General features: G+C 71.0%; 14 protein-coding genes. 10 read left to right on the top strand and 4 right to left on the bottom strand.

The genetic code is table 11. From position 1 onward, the window contains the following. Positions 1-85 precede the first annotated feature (85 nt). Positions 86-961 (top strand): tRNA pseudouridine(38-40) synthase TruA, encoded by an 876-nt coding sequence (gene truA / locus V1460_RS32875; RefSeq protein WP_338677238.1) that lies wholly within the window; start codon positions 86-88, stop codon positions 959-961. Positions 962-1089: 128 nt separating this feature from the next. On the opposite strand, the gene V1460_RS32870 is transcribed toward truA, so the two are convergent. Beyond that, positions 1090-2013, bottom strand: coding sequence for a UTP--glucose-1-phosphate uridylyltransferase (locus V1460_RS32870; protein WP_338678309.1), 924 nt, complete (start codon positions 2011-2013; stop codon positions 1090-1092). Between the two features lie 237 nt (positions 2014-2250). Next, positions 2251-3186, bottom strand: a complete 936-nt coding sequence (locus tag V1460_RS32865) for a hypothetical protein (protein ID WP_338677237.1) — start codon at positions 3184-3186, stop codon at positions 2251-2253. A 55-nt stretch (positions 3187-3241) separates the two neighbouring features. Between V1460_RS32865 and V1460_RS32860 the strand changes: the two genes are divergently transcribed. The 5 genes from V1460_RS32860 (at position 3242) to V1460_RS32840 (ending at position 9356) form a co-directional block, all read left to right on the top strand. Then, entirely contained in the window at positions 3242-4861 is a 1620-nt protein-coding gene (locus tag V1460_RS32860) for an ATP-binding cassette domain-containing protein (protein ID WP_338677236.1), read from the top strand. A gap of 397 nt (positions 4862-5258) precedes the next feature. Continuing rightward, positions 5259-5702 carry a 50S ribosomal protein L13 gene (gene rplM, locus V1460_RS32855; RefSeq protein WP_338677235.1) on the top strand — a complete coding sequence of 148 codons (444 nt, stop codon included), beginning with the start codon at positions 5259-5261 and terminating at the stop codon, positions 5700-5702. 41 nt (positions 5703-5743) lie between these two features. After that, the gene (gene rpsI, locus V1460_RS32850; protein ID WP_338677234.1) at positions 5744-6262 is read left to right on the top strand and encodes a 30S ribosomal protein S9; all 519 of its coding nucleotides are present in this window, start codon (positions 5744-5746) and stop codon (positions 6260-6262) included. A 214-nt stretch (positions 6263-6476) separates the two neighbouring features. Then, positions 6477-7835, top strand: coding sequence for a phosphoglucosamine mutase (gene glmM, locus V1460_RS32845; protein WP_338677233.1), 1359 nt, complete (start codon positions 6477-6479; stop codon positions 7833-7835). Between the two features lie 117 nt (positions 7836-7952). Next, positions 7953-9356: an alpha/beta fold hydrolase gene (locus V1460_RS32840; RefSeq protein WP_338677232.1), complete on the top strand. Its 1404-nt coding sequence runs from the start codon at positions 7953-7955 to the stop codon at positions 9354-9356. Positions 9357-9380: 24 nt separating this feature from the next. On the opposite strand, the gene V1460_RS32835 is transcribed toward V1460_RS32840, so the two are convergent. Then, positions 9381-9623: a hypothetical protein gene (locus tag V1460_RS32835; protein WP_338677231.1), complete on the bottom strand. Its 243-nt coding sequence runs from the start codon at positions 9621-9623 to the stop codon at positions 9381-9383. Positions 9624-9637: 14 nt separating this feature from the next. Further along, a complete protein-coding gene (coaA, locus tag V1460_RS32830) occupies positions 9638-10630 on the bottom strand; it encodes a type I pantothenate kinase (RefSeq protein WP_338678308.1) in 993 nt (330 codons plus the stop codon). A gap of 67 nt (positions 10631-10697) precedes the next feature. On the opposite strand from coaA, the gene glmS reads away from it, so the two are divergent. The 4 genes from glmS to alr all read left to right on the top strand — a co-directional run bounded on the left by glmS (position 10698) and on the right by alr (position 15780). Beyond that, on the top strand, positions 10698-12545 hold the full coding sequence (glmS, locus tag V1460_RS32825; RefSeq protein ID WP_338677230.1) for a glutamine--fructose-6-phosphate transaminase (isomerizing): 1848 nt from the start codon (positions 10698-10700) through the stop codon (positions 12543-12545). Beyond that, entirely contained in the window at positions 12542-12910 is a 369-nt protein-coding gene (locus tag V1460_RS32820) for a holo-ACP synthase (protein ID WP_338677229.1), read from the top strand. Before glmS ends, V1460_RS32820 begins: the two co-directional genes overlap by 4 nt. A 68-nt stretch (positions 12911-12978) precedes the next feature. Then, positions 12979-14412 (top strand): NAD(P)H-hydrate dehydratase, encoded by a 1434-nt coding sequence (locus V1460_RS32815; RefSeq protein ID WP_338677227.1) that lies wholly within the window; start codon positions 12979-12981, stop codon positions 14410-14412. Positions 14413-14622: 210 nt separating this feature from the next. Next, positions 14623-15780, top strand: a complete 1158-nt coding sequence (gene alr / locus V1460_RS32810; protein ID WP_338677226.1) for an alanine racemase — start codon at positions 14623-14625, stop codon at positions 15778-15780. Positions 15781-15802: the final 22 nt, after the last annotated feature.

The following is a 15802-nucleotide window of genomic DNA, read 5'->3' as shown; positions in this document are numbered from 1 at the left end:
ACAGCCTGAGCGTTCTGACTGAGGCCGTGGAACGGGCCCGCCCCCTCATGGGGGCGGGCCCGTTTCCCTTGAGAGGATGTGACATGTGAGCGACGACGTGAAGCCCGGGTTCGTACGGGTGCGCCTGGACCTGTCCTACGACGGCAAGGACTTCTCGGGTTGGGCCCGGCAGACCCGCGGTCAGCGGACGGTGCAGGGCGAGATCGAGGACGCCATCCGTACGGTGACCCGCTCGTCGCAGTCTTTTGAACTGACGGTCGCCGGGCGTACGGACGCAGGCGTGCATGCCCGCGGCCAGGTCGCGCATGTCGACCTTCCCGACGAGCTCTGGCAGGAGCACCGCGACAAGCTGCTGCGGCGGCTCGCGGGTCGGCTCTCCCACGACGTGCGGGTGTGGAAGGCCGAGGAGGCTCCGGCGGGCTTCGACGCGCGCTTCTCCGCGATCTGGCGGCGCTACGCCTACCGGGTGACCGACCGCCCGGGGGGTGTGGACCCGTTGCTGCGCGGCCATGTGCTCTGGCATGACTGGCCGCTGGACCTGGACGCGATGAACGCCGCCGCAGAGCGCCTGCTCGGTGAGCATGACTTCGCCGCGTACTGCAAGAAGCGCGAGGGCGCCACGACCATCCGCACGCTTCAGGAACTGCGCTGGGAGCGGGAGGCGAGCGGGATCCTCACGGCCACCGTGAAGGCCGACGCCTTCTGCCACAACATGGTGCGTTCCCTGGTGGGCGCGATGCTGTTCGTCGGTGACGGGCACCGGCCGGTCGACTGGCCGGGGAAGGTGCTGGCGGCGGGTGTACGCGACTCGGCGGTGCATGTGGTCCGCCCGCACGGTCTGACGCTGGAGGAAGTCGGCTACCCCGCCGACGAACTGCTGGCTGCGAGGAACCGCGAGGCCCGCAACAAGAGGACGCTGCCCCTCGCGGGCCCTGCCGCGGGGGCCGGGGGCTGCTGCTGACACGCCGCCGCCGAACGCTCTGACACGCCGTGAGCATCCGGGTCGGCGTCAACGTGCCCACGGCAGTGCGCGATACGGCCCTCTCCCGGGAACTCCCGGGAGAGGGCCGTACGCGTCCCGGGATCGGGTCAGAGCCCGGCGGCGTACTTGCGCAGCCAGTCGGTGAACGCAGGTCCCAGCTCCGGGTGCTCGCAGGCCAGCCGTACCTGGGCGCGCAGATAGTCGCCCCGGTCGCCCGTGTCGTAGCGGCGGCCCTCGAACACCACACCGTGCACCGGGCCGTAGCGCTTGTCGGAGGCCAGTGTGTGCAGGGCGTCGGTCAGTTGGATCTCGCCGCCCCGGCCGGGTGGGGTCTCGTGCAGCACCGCGAAGATCTCCGGGTCGAGCACATAGCGGCCGATGACCGCGAGGTTGCTCGGCGCGGTGCCGGGCGCGGGCTTCTCCACGAGGCCGGAGAGTACGCGCACGTCGCCGTCGGAGCCGGTGTCCCCGGCCGCCGGCTGCCTGACGATCGCCGAGCCGTAGAGATGGATGCGGTCCTCCGGCACCGGCATCAGCGCCACGACACTGCCGCCGAACCGGCGGCGTACCTCCACCATGCGGGCCAGCAGCGGATCGCGCGGGTCGATCAGGTCGTCGCCCAGCAGCACGGCGAAGGGATTGTCACCGACGTGCGCCTCGGCGCAGAGCACCGCGTGGCCGAGGCCCTTCGGGTCGCCTTGGCGCGCGTAGTGGACGGTGGCGAGCGTGCTGGACGCGCGGACCAGGGCCAGCCGGTCGGCGTCGCCCTTCGCCTGGAGGAGGGACTCCAGCTCATGGGCGCGGTCGAAATGGTCCTCCAGCGCCCTCTTGTTACGCCCAGTGATCATCAGTACATCGGTCAGACCGGCTGCGGCGGCCTCTTCGACCACGTACTGGATGGCGGGTTTGTCGACCACCGGGAGCATTTCCTTGGGGGTGGCCTTGGTCGCGGGAAGGAAGCGGGTGCCGAGTCCGGCCGCGGGTATGACCGCCTTGGTGACGGGTGCGGTGGCGGTGTGGTGCAGGTGCATGTACGTGTTCACGGCCACTGGCGGGGCCGTGGTTCCCCCCATCTTTCTTGTGGTGCCCGCACATGATAGGGACCGCAGCCCCCAGTTCAGGCGGTACGCCGACATTCAGACGACATCGGATATGAATCAGACAGGTCTCTGATTCATATCGATCGCCGGTCGACGTCCATCGGCGTCTTGTGACCGAGATGGACAGGGGGCAGGAGACGGGGGTCGGGCTTCACGGGGCACCCGGACTCACTGAGCCGCCGCGGCCTCCGCCTGCTGCGCACCGCGCGCGACGATCTGCCGGAAGGTGAACTCGGCGAGATCGTCACCGAGCTGGAACGCCTTGCGGTCACCCTTGGTGATGGACTTCCCGTTGAGGTTCCCCGTCGTCGTGAAGTAGGCGTACCTGCCGTAGGAGTTGCCCACGAAGCGGCAGACCGGGCCGCCCTTGCAGAAGGCGCCCACGCCCGATCCCGACAGCGGGACGATGCTCCTGGCCGACTTCCTGACCGCGGCCTGGGCCTTGGCCTCGGTGGGGAAGACGGCGACCCCGACGGTGACGGCCACCCCGTCTTTGGTGTAGGTGGCGCGGATCACCTGGTCGCAGCCGTTGCCGGTGAGGGCGGCACCGAGTGAGCCCTGAGCGACCGACGCGCAGGAAGCGGTCCGCGCCGTGGGGCCCTTGGCGTAGACCCGTCCGCTCATCGTCAGCTTCTTGCCGGGGAAGAGGGTGTCGGCGCTGAGCGGCGCCGTGTCCTTCCTCGCGTCGGAGACGAACTCCTTGGGGTTGGGCGGGGGCGGCTGTGCGACCGAGGAGAACGACGGCTCGGCGCCCTTCTCGCCAGGCAGCGCCGGGGCACTGGGCAGTTCGCTCGCGCTCTTGCCGGACGCGTTGACGCCGCCTTTGCCGTTGTCGCCGTCGTCAGAGACGACGGCCGTGGCCACAAGCGTGGCTATCGCCGCGGTGGCGAGCACGCCGCCGCCCGTCAGCAACCACCTCCTGCGCCGCGTGCGCGCCGCGGAGGCGTCGGCCAGCGCGGCCCAGTCCGGTGTCTGCGACTCGTGGTCCGGCCGGCGGTACTGCTCGAACGGTTCGAAGGCGCCGAACGACCCGGGCCCCGACTGACCCGACTGACCGGACTGCCGGCGTGGCTCCTGCGGCCACTGCGGTCCCCCATAGCTCATGCCGCGCATCCTAAACCTGTTGGGCGAGAGCGTGTCCGACGGTGACAATCCCCGCATGGGACATCTTGAGGCCGGACATCTGGAGTACTACCTGCCGGACGGACGGCCACTGCTGGGCGACGTCTCCTTCCGGGTCGGCGAGGGAAGCGTGGCCGCGCTGGTCGGTGCCAACGGCGCGGGCAAGACCACCCTGCTGCGGCTGCTTTCCGGCGAACTCAAGCCGCACGGCGGCACTGTGTCGTCCAGCGGCGGCCTCGGGGTGATGCCGCAATTCGTCGGCTCGGTACGGGACGGGCGAACGGTCCGCGACCTGCTGGTCTCGGTTGCCCCGCCGAGGATCCGACAGGCCGCGCTGGCGGTGGACGAGGCAGAGCAGCTGATCATGACCGTGGACGACGAGTCCGCGCAGATGCGGTACGCGCAGGCGCTCAGCGACTGGGCCGAGGTGCAGGGGTACGAGGCCGAGACGGTCTGGGACATGTGCACCACGGCCGCGCTCGGCATCCCGTACGACAAGGCTCAGTGGCGTCTGGTGCGCACGCTGTCGGGCGGCGAGCAGAAGCGGCTGGTGCTCGAAGCGCTGCTGCGCGGCCCCGACGAGGTGCTGCTGCTGGACGAGCCGGACAACTACCTGGACGTCCCGGGCAAGCGCTGGCTGGAGGAGCGGCTCGCCGAGACCCGGAAGACTGTGCTGTTCGTCTCCCACGACCGGGAGCTGCTTGCGCGGGCCGCGCAGCGGATCGTGGCGGTGGAGCCGGGACCCGCGGGCAGTGACGTATGGGTGCACGGTGAGGGCTTCGCCACGTTCCACCAGGCGCGGCGTGAGCGGTTCGCCCGCTTCGAGGAGCTGAAGCGGCGCTGGGAAGAGGAGCACGCCCGGTTGAAGGCGCTGGTGCACAAGTTGAGGCAGCAGGCGGCGATCAGCCCCGACATGGCCTCGCGCTACCGGGCGATGCAGACCCGGCTGCGGAAGTTCGAGGAGGCAGGCCCGCCTCCCGAGCCGCCGCGCGAGCAGGACATCCGGATGCGGCTGCGCGGCGGCCGTACCGGAGTCCGGGCCGTGACCTGCGAGGACCTGGAGCTGACAGGGCTGATGAAGCCCTTCTCGCTGGAGGTCTTTTACGGCGAGCGGGTGGCGGTCCTCGGCTCGAACGGCTCCGGCAAGTCCCACTTCCTGCGGCTACTCGCGGGCGAGGACGTGGCGCACAGCGGGCTGTGGAAGCTGGGTGCCCGGGTGGTGCCCGGCCACTTCGCACAGACCCATGCCCACCCCGAGCTGATGAGCCGCACCCTGGTCGACATCCTCTGGACGGAGCACGCCAAGGACCGGGGCGGGGCGATGAGCGCCCTGCGCCGGTACGAGCTGGAGCGGCAGGGCGACCAGACCTTCGACCGGCTCTCCGGCGGGCAGCAGGCCCGGTTCCAGATCCTGCTGCTGGAACTGCGCGGCACCACGGCGCTCCTGCTGGACGAACCGACGGACAACCTGGACCTGGAGTCGGCCGAGGCGCTCCAGCAGGGCCTGGAGGCGTACGAGGGCACGGTGCTGGCCGTCACCCACGACCGCTGGTTCGCGAAATCCTTCGACCGCTTCCTGGTCTTCGGCTCAGACGGCCGGGTCCGCGAGACGGCGGAACCGGTCTGGGACGAGCGGCGGGTCGAGCGGGTGCGGTAGCCGGGCGGGGTGCGGTACGCGGTGGTCGGGCGGGTGAGTCAGCGCAGGACCGCTGTGCGGTGACCGGGCGGTCGCGCACCGCGTCCGACCGCCCCGCTTCCCCGTGTTCCCGGGCCTCGCCGCGCCGCTCCGTGCCACCGGGGCCGGGGCGTTTTGACCCGTGCGGGGGACGATGGGTATTCTGCTGGTTCGTTATGCGTATCGGCTTGCTCTATCTCACGTGAGGGGCCCTTACGCAGGTCCGCCGGGCCGATGACCAGCGGTCTGCACTTGGGTTGCGTCGCCCGATGTGCGGCCAGGGCTGTCGTGATCGTCCGGGTGGCCTTGTCAGGACCCCCGTCCTCCGTCCCTCGCGGGCCGGTGGACCCCCATCACTGAAGAAGCGAAGGCTACGACCGTGCGTACGTACAGCCCCAAGCCCGGCGATGTGACGCGCCAGTGGCACGTCATCGACGCTCAGGACATCGTCCTGGGACGTCTGGCCACCACTGCTGCCACCCTCCTGCGGGGCAAGCACAAGCCGATCTACGCCCCCCACGTTGACGCTGGCGACTTCGTCATCATCATCAACGCGGACAAGGTGCACCTGTCCGGCAACAAGCGGACCCAGAAGATGGCGTACCGCCACTCCGGTTACCCGGGTGGTCTGCGTTCCGTCCGCTACGACGAGCTGCTCGACAAGAACCCTGAGAAGGCGATCGAGAAGGCCGTCAAGGGCATGCTCCCCAAGAACTCCCTGGGCCGTCAGATGCTCTCGAAGCTGAAGGTCTACGCGGGCGAGAACCACCCGCACGCTGCTCAGCAGCCGGTTCCGTTCGAGATCACCCAGGTCGCGCAGTAAGTCCGGCCACCCCCTAAGACGAAAAGAATCTGAGGAGCATCGTGGCCGAGACCACCGCTGAGTACCCCGTCGAGGGCGAAGAGACCTACGCCGAGGTCACCACCTTCGAGTCGGAGGTGCCCGTCGAGGGCGAGTACACCTCCGAGTCCCTCGCGTCCCGCTTCGGCGAGCCGCAGCCGGCCGCCGGCCTGGGCCGCCGCAAGAACGCCATCGCCCGCGTCCGGATCGTCCCGGGCACCGGCAAGTGGAAGATCAACGGTCGCACCCTTGAGGACTACTTCCCCAACAAGGTGCACCAGCAGGAAGTCAACGAGCCCTTCAAGGTGCTCGAGCTCGACGACCGCTACGACGTCATCGCCCGTATCGCGGGTGGCGGCGTCTCCGGCCAGGCCGGCGCCCTGCGCCTCGGCGTGGCCCGCGCCCTGAACGAGGCGGACGTGGAGAACAACCGCGGCCCGCTGAAGAAGGCCGGCTTCCTGAGCCGCGACGACCGTGCGGTCGAGCGCAAGAAGGCCGGTCTCAAGAAGGCCCGTAAGGCCCCGCAGTACAGCAAGCGCTAATCGGCTGCTTGTACGGCATACGTTCGCCCCGGCGGCACTCGGTGCCCGCCGGGGCGTTCTGTTTCAGCGGCTCTTCGGGGATGCTTCTCCGGAGCCGCACCGGGGGTACAGCCCGGCGATCCCGGGCGTATAGACGGCAAGAAGGCACGGAGCTCCAAGCGGCTCGCGTTCTCGGAGCGACCGGAGCCATCCGGAGTGATTTCGGAGGAAACCAGTGGGACGACTCTTCGGCACGGACGGTGTACGCGGTGTCGCCAACGCGGATCTGACGGCTGAGCTCGCGCTCGGTCTCTCGGTCGCTGCGGCGCACGTGCTCGCCGAGGCGGGCACGTTCGAGGGCCATCGGCCGACCGCGGTGGTCGGGCGTGACCCCCGCGCGTCCGGGGAGTTCCTGGAAGCCGCCGTCGTGGCGGGACTCGCGAGTGCGGGCGTGGACGTCCTGCGGGTCGGCGTGCTGCCGACCCCGGCGGTGGCGTACCTCACCGGCGCGCTCGGCGCCGACCTCGGCGTGATGCTGTCCGCGAGCCACAACGCCATGCCCGACAACGGCATCAAGTTCTTCGCGCGCGGCGGCCACAAGCTGGCCGACGAGTTGGAGGACCGTATCGAGTCCGTCTACGAGGAGCACCGCACTGGCGCCCCGTGGGACCGGCCGACCGGCGCGGGCGTGGGCCGGGTGCGCGACTATGACGAGGGCTTCGACAAGTACGTCGCCCATCTGATCGCGGTCCTGCCGAACCGGCTCGATGGACTCAAGGTCGTCCTGGACGAGGCACACGGCGCGGCTGCCCGGGTGTCGCCCGAGGCGTTCGCCCGGGCGGGCGCCGAGGTCGTCACCATCGGGGCCGAGCCGAACGGCCTCAACATCAACGACAACTGCGGCTCGACCCACCTGGACCTGCTCAAGGCCGCGGTCGTCGAGCACGGCGCGGACTTCGGCATCGCCCACGACGGCGACGCCGACCGCTGCCTCGCCGTGGACGGCCGGGGCAACGAGATCGACGGCGACCAGATCCTCGCCGTGCTGGCACTCGCGATGCGCGAGGCGGGCACCCTGCGTGGGAACACCGTGGTCGCGACCGTCATGTCGAACCTGGGCTTCAAGCTGGCCATGGAAGCCGAGGGCATCGAGCTGGTGCAGACCGCCGTCGGCGACCGGTACGTCCTGGAGTCGATGAAGGAGCAAGGCTACGCACTCGGCGGCGAGCAGTCCGGCCATGTCATCGTGCTCGACCACGCCACCACGGGCGACGGCACCCTGACCGGACTGATGCTGGCGGCGCGGGTCGCGGCGACCGGGCGCTCGCTGGCCGAGCTGGCCGCGGTGATGGACCGCCTCCCGCAGGTCCTGATCAACGTCCCGGATGTCGACAAGTCGCGCGTCTCGACCTCCGCCGAGCTGGCCGCCGCCGTGTCCGACGCCGAGCGCGAGCTGGGCACCACCGGCCGGGTGCTGCTGCGCCCGTCCGGTACGGAGCCGCTGGTCCGCGTGATGGTCGAGGCGGCGGACATCGAGCAGGCCCGCGCGGTCGCGGGCCGCCTCGCCGACGCGGTGAAGTCCGCGCTGGGCTGATCCGGCGCACGGGAGTTCCACGGGGTGCCCGCGCCCCGTGGAACTCTGACCCCGTTCGGGGGAAGCGCGGGTGTCGCGGAGCGGAGAGCGACCGCGCCGGTCGTACCTTCGGCCGGTATGACGTACGACTCCGCATCGGGTCCCAGCCGCCGCGCCGCGCTCCTCGGTGGCGCCGGCGCCCTGATGGCCGCCTCGGGGTGCACCTCGTCGGGCGGTGCCCCGCCCGCTCGGGCGCCGACGCCGAGCCGTTCCGGGCCGTCCTCTCCGCCGACGGGTGTCGACGCGACGCCGGGGGCGATGACGCTGTTCAAGGACCCGGGGTACAACTTCAACGGACTGCTGGCGCTGGGCGGAGCCGGGTTCGGGGCCGGTGAGGTGGGCGAGGTGCTCACCGCCGTCAACGCGATCAACGAGGCGGGCCTCTCCGCTCAGACGTACGTCGAGACCTTCAAGAAGCTCGGTGACCGGCTCAGGAAGGCGCCGCCGGGCAGCAAGGCCGACGCCCAGACCACCCGCTTCCGGGCGTTGCGGGCCGCGCAGTACTACGGCCAGGCGCTGTTCTTCGTCCTCGGCTCCGACGATCCCGGCAGCGAGGAGCAGCTCTACAAGGCCGGACGCGCCGCCTGGGACGCGTTCTGCGACGGATGCCGGCCGCCCCCGGTCACGGCGGACATCCCATACCAGAAGACCCCGCTGCCGGTGTGGTTCTTCCGGCCGGACACCGCCGACGAGCGCCGCCCGACCGTGATCCTCACCAACGGCAGCGATGGGCAGAACGTCGACATGTGGACGTACGGCGTCTCCGCCGCCATGGACCGGGGCTGGAACGCGCTGGTGTACGACGGCCCGGGCCAGGGCCAGATGCTCTTCGTGGACCAGGTGGTCTTCAGCCCCACCTGGGAGAAGGTCGTGACCCCGCTCGTGGACTGGTTGGTCGCCCGTCCGGATGTGGACCCCGGCAAGATCGCCCTCACCGGCCTCAGCATGGGCGGCGACCTCGCGCCCCGTGCCGCGGCCTTCGAGGAGCGGATCGCCGCGCTGGTCGCGATGCCCGGCTGCCTGGAGCCGTGGCTGGGATTTCCCCCGCAGATCCGCGAGATCCTCACCCCCAGCAAGGAGGAGACCAACAACATCTGGAACAAGGAGGTCGTCCCCGAACTGCCCCCGGACGCGGCGGCGGTGATGAAGAAGCGCATCGAGCCGTTCTCGATCCCGGCGATGCTGGCGGCCCGCCAGGGCAAGATGTTCACCGACTTCTACACCCCCGCCACGCGCATCGAGGCGCTGACGATCACGGGCATCGTCGGCCGTATCAAGGCGCCGACGCTGGTGCTGGACTACGACGACGAGCAGTTCTATCCAGGCCAGCCGCGTGAGATGTACGAGAAGCTCACGGCCCCCAAGGACTATCTGAAGCTGACCAGGGCCGAGGGCGCCCAACTGCACTGCTCGCCGATGGCCCCGCAGACGCACTGCGAGGTCGTCTTCGACTGGCTGGGCGAGACCTTGTCGGTGAGCTGAGGGCTTTCCGTGATGCCCGGCGGATCAGTGAGCGGGGCGCCCGAACACGGCCTTCATCCACCGCCCCGACGCGTTCTCGTTCGTCTTCGCCGTGCTCGCGGGCATCGCCGGCACGTTGTCGCCGGCATCGCAGAGCACCGGATCAGCCGCTCGGAGTGCGTGCGGCGCCCGGGACCACGGCGAGGTGGGTCGTGCCGACCGTCTTCTCCAGGTGCGGACCGCGTCGTCGGTCCGCTCGGGCGGGACGATCATGCGCGGATGCAGCACGCGGGGGCTCCTCCTCAGAGTTTGCGCAGGGAAAGCCGCTGGACCTTGTGGTCAGGACCCTTGCGTACGACGAGCGTGGCACGGCCCCGGGTGGGTGCCACGTTCTCCAGCAGATTGACCTTGTTGATCGTGCGCCACATGGTGCGGGCGTACTCCAGCGCCTCGTCCTCCGAGACCTGGGTGTACTTCCTGAAGTACGAGAACGGGTTCTGGAACGCCGTCTCGCGCAGCTTCCGGAAGCGGTTGAGGTACCAGCGCTCGATGTCCTCGGGGCGGGCGTCCACGTAAACCGAGAAGTCGAAGTAGTCGGCGAGGCCGACCCTGGTGCGGCCGTCCTGGCCGGGCAGGGCCGGCTGGAGCACGTTGAGGCCTTCCACGATCAGGATGTCAGGACGGCGCACGGTGAGGCGCCGGCCCGGCACGATGTCGTAGATCAGGTGGGAGTAGACGGGTGCGCTGACCTCTTCCCTGCCCGCCTTGATGTCGGCGACGAATCGGGTCAGGGCCCGTCGGTCGTAGGACTCGGGGAAGCCCTTGCGGGACATCAGCCCGCGGCTCTCCAGCTCCTTCATCGGGTATAGGAACCCGTCGGTGGTGACCAGTTCCACCCGCGGGTGCTCGGGCCAGCGGGCCAGCAGGGCCTGGAGCAGTCGGGCGACCGTGGACTTGCCGACGGCGACCGAGCCTGCCACGCCTATGACGAAGGGGGTGCCGCGCTGGGTGCCGTGGCCGTTCCCGGCTTCGCCGAGGAAGGTGTTCAGCGCCCCGCGGAGGTTCGCGGTGGCGCCCACATACAGATTGAGCAGCCGGGACAGCGGCAGGTAGATGTCCCTGACCTCGTCGAGGTCGATGACATCCCCGAGCCCGCGCAGTTGCTCGACTTCGGCCGCGGTCAAGGGCAGCGGCGTCCTCTCGCGCAGCGCGCTCCATTCCGCGCGGGTGAGGTCGACATACGGGGACGACTCGGCCCGGTCGGTCTTGCGGCTTCGTGGCGGCGAGGTGATCACATGCTCATTGTCGGTGCAGCGGCGTCCGAACGCGGCGTGGTATCGCTCACGCCGTAGGCTGCGGGGCATGTGCGGAATCGTGGGTTACGTGGGAGCGCAGTCCGCGCTCGATGTCGTCATCGCCGGACTCAAGCGGCTGGAGTACCGGGGCTATGACTCGGCCGGCGTCGCCGTGCTCGCCGACGGCGGTCTCGCGGCAGCCAAGAAGGCGGGCAAGCTGCTCAACCTGGAGAAGGAGCTGACCGGCCGGCCGCTGCCCAGCGGGACGACCGGCATCGGGCACACCCGGTGGGCCACCCACGGCGGCCCCACGGACGCCAACGCCCACCCGCACATCGACAACGCGGGCCGGGTCGCCGTCGTCCACAACGGCATCATCGAGAACTTCGCGGCGCTGCGCACCGAGCTGGCCGACCGAGGCCACGAACTGGAGTCCGAGACCGACACCGAGGTGGTGGCGCATCTGCTCGCCGAGGAGTTCTCGTCCTGCGGTGAGCTGGCCGAGGCCATGCGGCTGGTGTGCAAGCGGCTCGAAGGCGCCTTCACTCTGGTCGCCGTGCACGCGGACGACCCGGAGGTGGTGGTGGGCGCCCGCCGCAACTCGCCGCTGGTGGTCGGGGTCGGGGAGGGCGAGGCGTTCCTGGCGTCCGACGTGGCCGCGTTCATCGCGTACACCCGTTCGGCGATCGAGCTGGGTCAGGACCAGGTCGTCGAGCTGCGCCGCGACAGCGTGGCGGTCACCGACTTCGAGGGCTCCCCGGCCGAAGTCCGCTCGTACCACGTGGACTGGGACGCGTCCGCGGCCGAGAAGGGCGGCTACGACTACTTCATGCTCAAGGAGATCGCCGAGCAGCCGAAGGCGGTCGCCGACACCTTGCTCGGACGGATCGACGCGGGCGGCTCGCTCACCCTGGACGAGGTGCGGATCCCCGCCTCCGTGCTCAGGGAGGCCCAAAAGGTCGTGATCGTGGCGTGCGGTACGGCGTTCCACGCCGGGCTGATCGCCAAGTACGCCATCGAGCACTGGACCCGTATCCCTTGCGAGGTGGAGCTGGCCAGTGAGTTCCGCTACCGGGACCCGATCCTGGACCACCGCACCCTGGTGATCGCGATCTCGCAGTCCGGCGAGACCATGGACACCCTGATGGCCCTGCGGCACGCGCGCGAGCAGGGCGCGAAGGTGCTGGCCATCTGCAACACCAACGGATCCACCATCCCCCGCGAATCGGACGCGGTGCTCTACACCCACGCGGGCCCCGAGGTCGCCGTCGCCTCCACCAAGGCGTTCCTCACCCAACTGGTGGCCTGCTACCTGGTGGCGCTCTACCTCGGGCAGGTACGCGGCACCAAGTGGGGCGACGAGATCCGCGCGGTGATCCGCGACCTCTCCGAGATCTCCCGCGAGGTGGAGCAGGTCCTGGAGACCATGGAGCCGGTCCGCGAGCTGGCCCGCTCACTCGCCGACAAGAACACGGTGCTGTTCCTCGGGCGGCATGTGGGCTATCCGGTCGCCCTGGAAGGCGCGCTCAAGCTCAAGGAGCTCGCCTATATGCACGCGGAGGGCTTCGCGGCGGGCGAGCTCAAGCACGGCCCGATCGCGCTCGTCGAGCAGGACCTGCCGGTCGTGGTCGTCGTCCCGTCCGCGCGCAGCCGCTCGGTGCTGCACGACAAGATCGTGTCGAACATCCAGGAGATCCGGGCCCGGGGTGCCCGCACCATCGTGATCGCCGAGGAGGGCGACGAGGCGGTCGTGCCGTATGCGGACCATCTGATCCGCATCCCCGCGACGCCCGCGCTGCTCCAGCCGCTGGTGGCGACCGTGCCGCTGCAGGTGTTCGCCTGTGAGCTGGCCACGGCCCGGGGCAACGAGGTGGACCAGCCGCGCAACCTGGCGAAGTCGGTCACCGTCGAATGATCATCGGGGTGGGGATCGACGTCGCCGAGATCGACCGTTTCGGTGAGGCGCTGCGCCGCACACCGGCACTCGCGGACCGTCTCTTCCTCGACAGCGAGCTGCTGCTGCCCAGCGGTGAGCGCCGCGGTACGGCCTCCCTCGCGGCTCGCTTCGCCGCGAAGGAGGCTGTCGCGAAGGCGCTGGGCGCGCCTGCCGGACTGCTGTGGACCGACTGCGAGGTCTACGTCGAGGAGTCGGGACAGCCGCGGCTCAGGGTCAGCGGCACCGTGGCGGCCGCCGCGGCGAAGCGGGGGGTGCGGAGGTGGCACGTATCGCTGAGCCACGACGCGGGTGTCGCCTCCGCGATGGTGGTGGCGGAGGCGTAGGTGTGGTGGCGTGACCGGCCCGGCATGGGCCGGCCGCCAAAAACCCGTACACGGGGGAGACTCTGAGCATGCGTCATGCGTACCGCGTGGACACCGTCCGCCAAGCCGAAGCCGCCCTCATGTCCCGCCTCCCCGAGGGCGCGCTCATGCAGCGCGCCGCCGCGGGCCTCGCCGCCGCGGTCGCCGGGCTGCTCCAGCGGGTGTACGGGGCCCGTGTCGTCCTGCTGGTGGGCAGCGGGGACAACGGGGGCGACGCCCTCCACGCGGGGGCCAGGCTCTGCCGCAGGGGGGCCCGCGTGGATGCCGTGCTCCTCGCGCCCGACAAGGCGCACAAGGGTGGGCTCGACGCGCTGCTGAAGGCCGGTGGCCGGGTCGCGGACGACCCGTACCAGGTGCTCGCCTCCGCCGACCTGGTGCTCGACGGCGTCACCGGCATCGGTGGTCGCGGCGGCCTGCGCCCCGACGCGGTCCCGCTCGCCCGGGCCGCTCGCGGCTGCGGCGCGCCCGTTGTCGCCGTCGACCTGCCCAGCGGTGTCGAGGCGGACACGGGGGAGGTCAGGGGGGAGTCGCTGCGGGCCGACGCGACGGTCACGTTCGGTACGTACAAGCCCGGGCTGCTGATCGATCCGGCCCACGAGTACGCGGGTGCCGTCCGGCTCATCGGCATCGGCCTGGAGCCGTACCTGCCATCGGTGCCCGATGCAGAGGCGCTGCAACACGCGGACGTGGCCCGGCTGCTGCCGCGCCCCACCGCCGAGAGCGACAAGTACCGCCGTGGCGTCATCGGCGTGGTCGCCGGGTCCGTCCGCTATCCCGGCGCGGCCGTGCTCGCGGTTGCCGGCGCACTGCGCGCCGGTGCCGGTGCGGTGCGGTACGTGGGCCCGGCGGCGGACGCCGTCATCGCCCGTTTCCCGGAGACCCTGGTGCACGGCTGGCCCCCCGCGAAGGCGGGACGGGTGCAGGCCTGGGTCGTGGGCCCCGGCCTGGGCGACGGACCCGGGGTCGCGGAGGTACTGGACACGGATGTGCCGGTGCTGGTGGACGCCGACGGGCTGCGGGCGCTCGACCCGGCGGCGGTCCGGGCCCGAACCGCCGCCACCCTGCTCACCCCCCACGCGGGCGAGGCCGCCGCGCTGCTCGGCGTGTCGCGTGAGGAGGTCGAGGGCGCCCGGCTCGCCTCCGTTCGGCGGCTGGCGGAGACCTACGGCGCGACGGTGCTGCTCAAGGGCTCGACCACCCTTGTCGCCGACCCGGATCCGCGCCGCCCGGTCCGGGTGAACGCGACGGGCACGTCGTGGCTGGCGACCGCCGGCAGCGGGGATGTGCTGTCCGGGCTGACGGGCTCTCTGCTCGCCGGGGGCCTCGAACCGTTCGACGCCGCGTCGGTGGGCGCGTATCTGCACGGGCTCGCGGGCCGGATGGCTTCCCGCGGCGCCCCCCTGTCGGCGCATGACGTGGCCGATGCGATCCCCCGGGCGTGGCGTGACACGGCCGCGCCGTGACCGCCGCGGACCTCTTCGCGCGATGAGGCGCGACACGACCTGGCCGTGGAAGCGGCCCGCGCGCTGCGCGGGCCGATGGCACCCCGAGGCGTGAAACGACCACAGTTCGCCGGGCGGCGGGACCACATCCTGATACGCGCGGGTGACCAGCACCACTCGCGGTCGTTGCCGTACGAACTATGCCGGGGGCCTCTGAGACACTGGGCCGCGATGAACCAGAACGCACCCTTCCGAGCCCGGGCCGAGATCGACCTCGCCGCCCTGCGCGACAACGTCCGCGCACTGCGCGCGAGGGCGCCCCGTGCCGCCGTCATGGCCGTGGTGAAGTCCGACGGGTACGGGCACGGGATGGTGCCCTGCGCGAAGGCCGCGCTCGCCGCGGGCGCGACCTGGCTCGGCACCGCCACCCCGGAGGAGGCGCTTGCCCTGAGGGCCGCCGGGATCGACGCCAGGGTGCTGTGCTGGCTCTGGACCCCGGGCGGGCCTTGGCGCGAAGCCGTCGAGGCGGATGTGGACATGGGGGTGAGCGACCCCTGGGCGCTGGGTGAGGTGGTGCGGGCCGCGCGTGAGGCGGGCCGTACGGCCAGGATCCAGCTCAAGGCCGACACGGGGCTCGGCCGGAGCGGCTGCCAGCCGGCGGACTGGGCCTCGCTCGTCGCCGAAGCTCGCGCCGCCGAGGCGACGGGCAGCGTCAGGGTCACCGGGCTGTGGTCGCACTTCGCCTGCGCGGACGAGCCTGGCCACCCCTCCATCGCCGCTCAACTGTCCGTCTTCAGAGATCTGGTGGCCTACGCGGAGAAGGAGGGAATCGAGCCGGAGGTGCGGCACATCGCCAACTCCCCGGCCACGCTGTCCCTGCCGGAGACCCATCTCGACCTGGTGCGTACGGGGATCGCGATGTACGGCATCTCGCCCAGCCCGGAACTCGGCACACCGGCCGACTTCGGTCTGCGGCCGGTGATGACGCTCAAGGTGTCCGTGGCGCTGGTCAAGGGCGTCCCCGCAGGCCACGGGGTCAGTTACGGGCACCACTACATCACCGACACGGAGACCGCGCTCGGCCTCGTCCCCGTCGGTTACGCGGACGGTATCCCGCGCCATGCGTCGGGCCGCGGCCCGGTCCTGGTGGGCGGTGCCTGGCGGCGAGTGGCCGGCCGGGTCGCCATGGACCAGTTCGTGGTGGACCTCGGTCCGGACGGCGCGGCCCGGGTCCAGGAGGGGGACGTCGCGGTGCTGTTCGGCCCCGGCGACCGGGGCGAGCCCACCGCGGAGGACTGGGCGGAGGCGGCGGACACGATCGCGTACGAGATCGTGACCCGGATCGGGGCGCGTGTAACGCGCGTCCATCTCAACGAGCTCGACGGGTAACGGGCAAGCGACCCCAACCGAC

It is taken from the genome of Streptomyces sp. SCSIO 30461, from assembly GCF_037023745.1.
Taxonomy (GTDB): Bacteria; Actinomycetota; Actinomycetes; order Streptomycetales; family Streptomycetaceae; genus Streptomyces.
Note: the sequence above shows the minus strand (reverse complement) of the source record. Positions and strands in the feature narration are given on the sequence as shown.

Excerpts from the sequence above, each read along its gene's own strand:
- V1460_RS32870 (WP_338678309.1), bottom strand. The coding sequence starts at position 2,013 with ATGCACCTGCACCACACCGCCACCGCACCCGTCACCAAGGCGGTCATA.
- V1460_RS32865 (WP_338677237.1), bottom strand. The coding sequence starts at position 3,186 with ATGAGCTATGGGGGACCGCAGTGGCCGCAGGAGCCACGCCGGCAGTCC.
- V1460_RS32860 (WP_338677236.1), top strand. The coding sequence starts at position 3,242 with ATGGGACATCTTGAGGCCGGACATCTGGAGTACTACCTGCCGGACGGA.
- V1460_RS32840 (WP_338677232.1), top strand. The coding sequence starts at position 7,953 with ATGACGTACGACTCCGCATCGGGTCCCAGCCGCCGCGCCGCGCTCCTC.
- glmS (WP_338677230.1), top strand. The coding sequence starts at position 10,698 with ATGTGCGGAATCGTGGGTTACGTGGGAGCGCAGTCCGCGCTCGATGTC.
- V1460_RS32820 (WP_338677229.1), top strand. The coding sequence starts at position 12,542 with ATGATCATCGGGGTGGGGATCGACGTCGCCGAGATCGACCGTTTCGGT.
- V1460_RS32815 (WP_338677227.1), top strand. The coding sequence starts at position 12,979 with ATGCGTCATGCGTACCGCGTGGACACCGTCCGCCAAGCCGAAGCCGCC.
- alr (WP_338677226.1), top strand. The coding sequence starts at position 14,623 with ATGAACCAGAACGCACCCTTCCGAGCCCGGGCCGAGATCGACCTCGCC.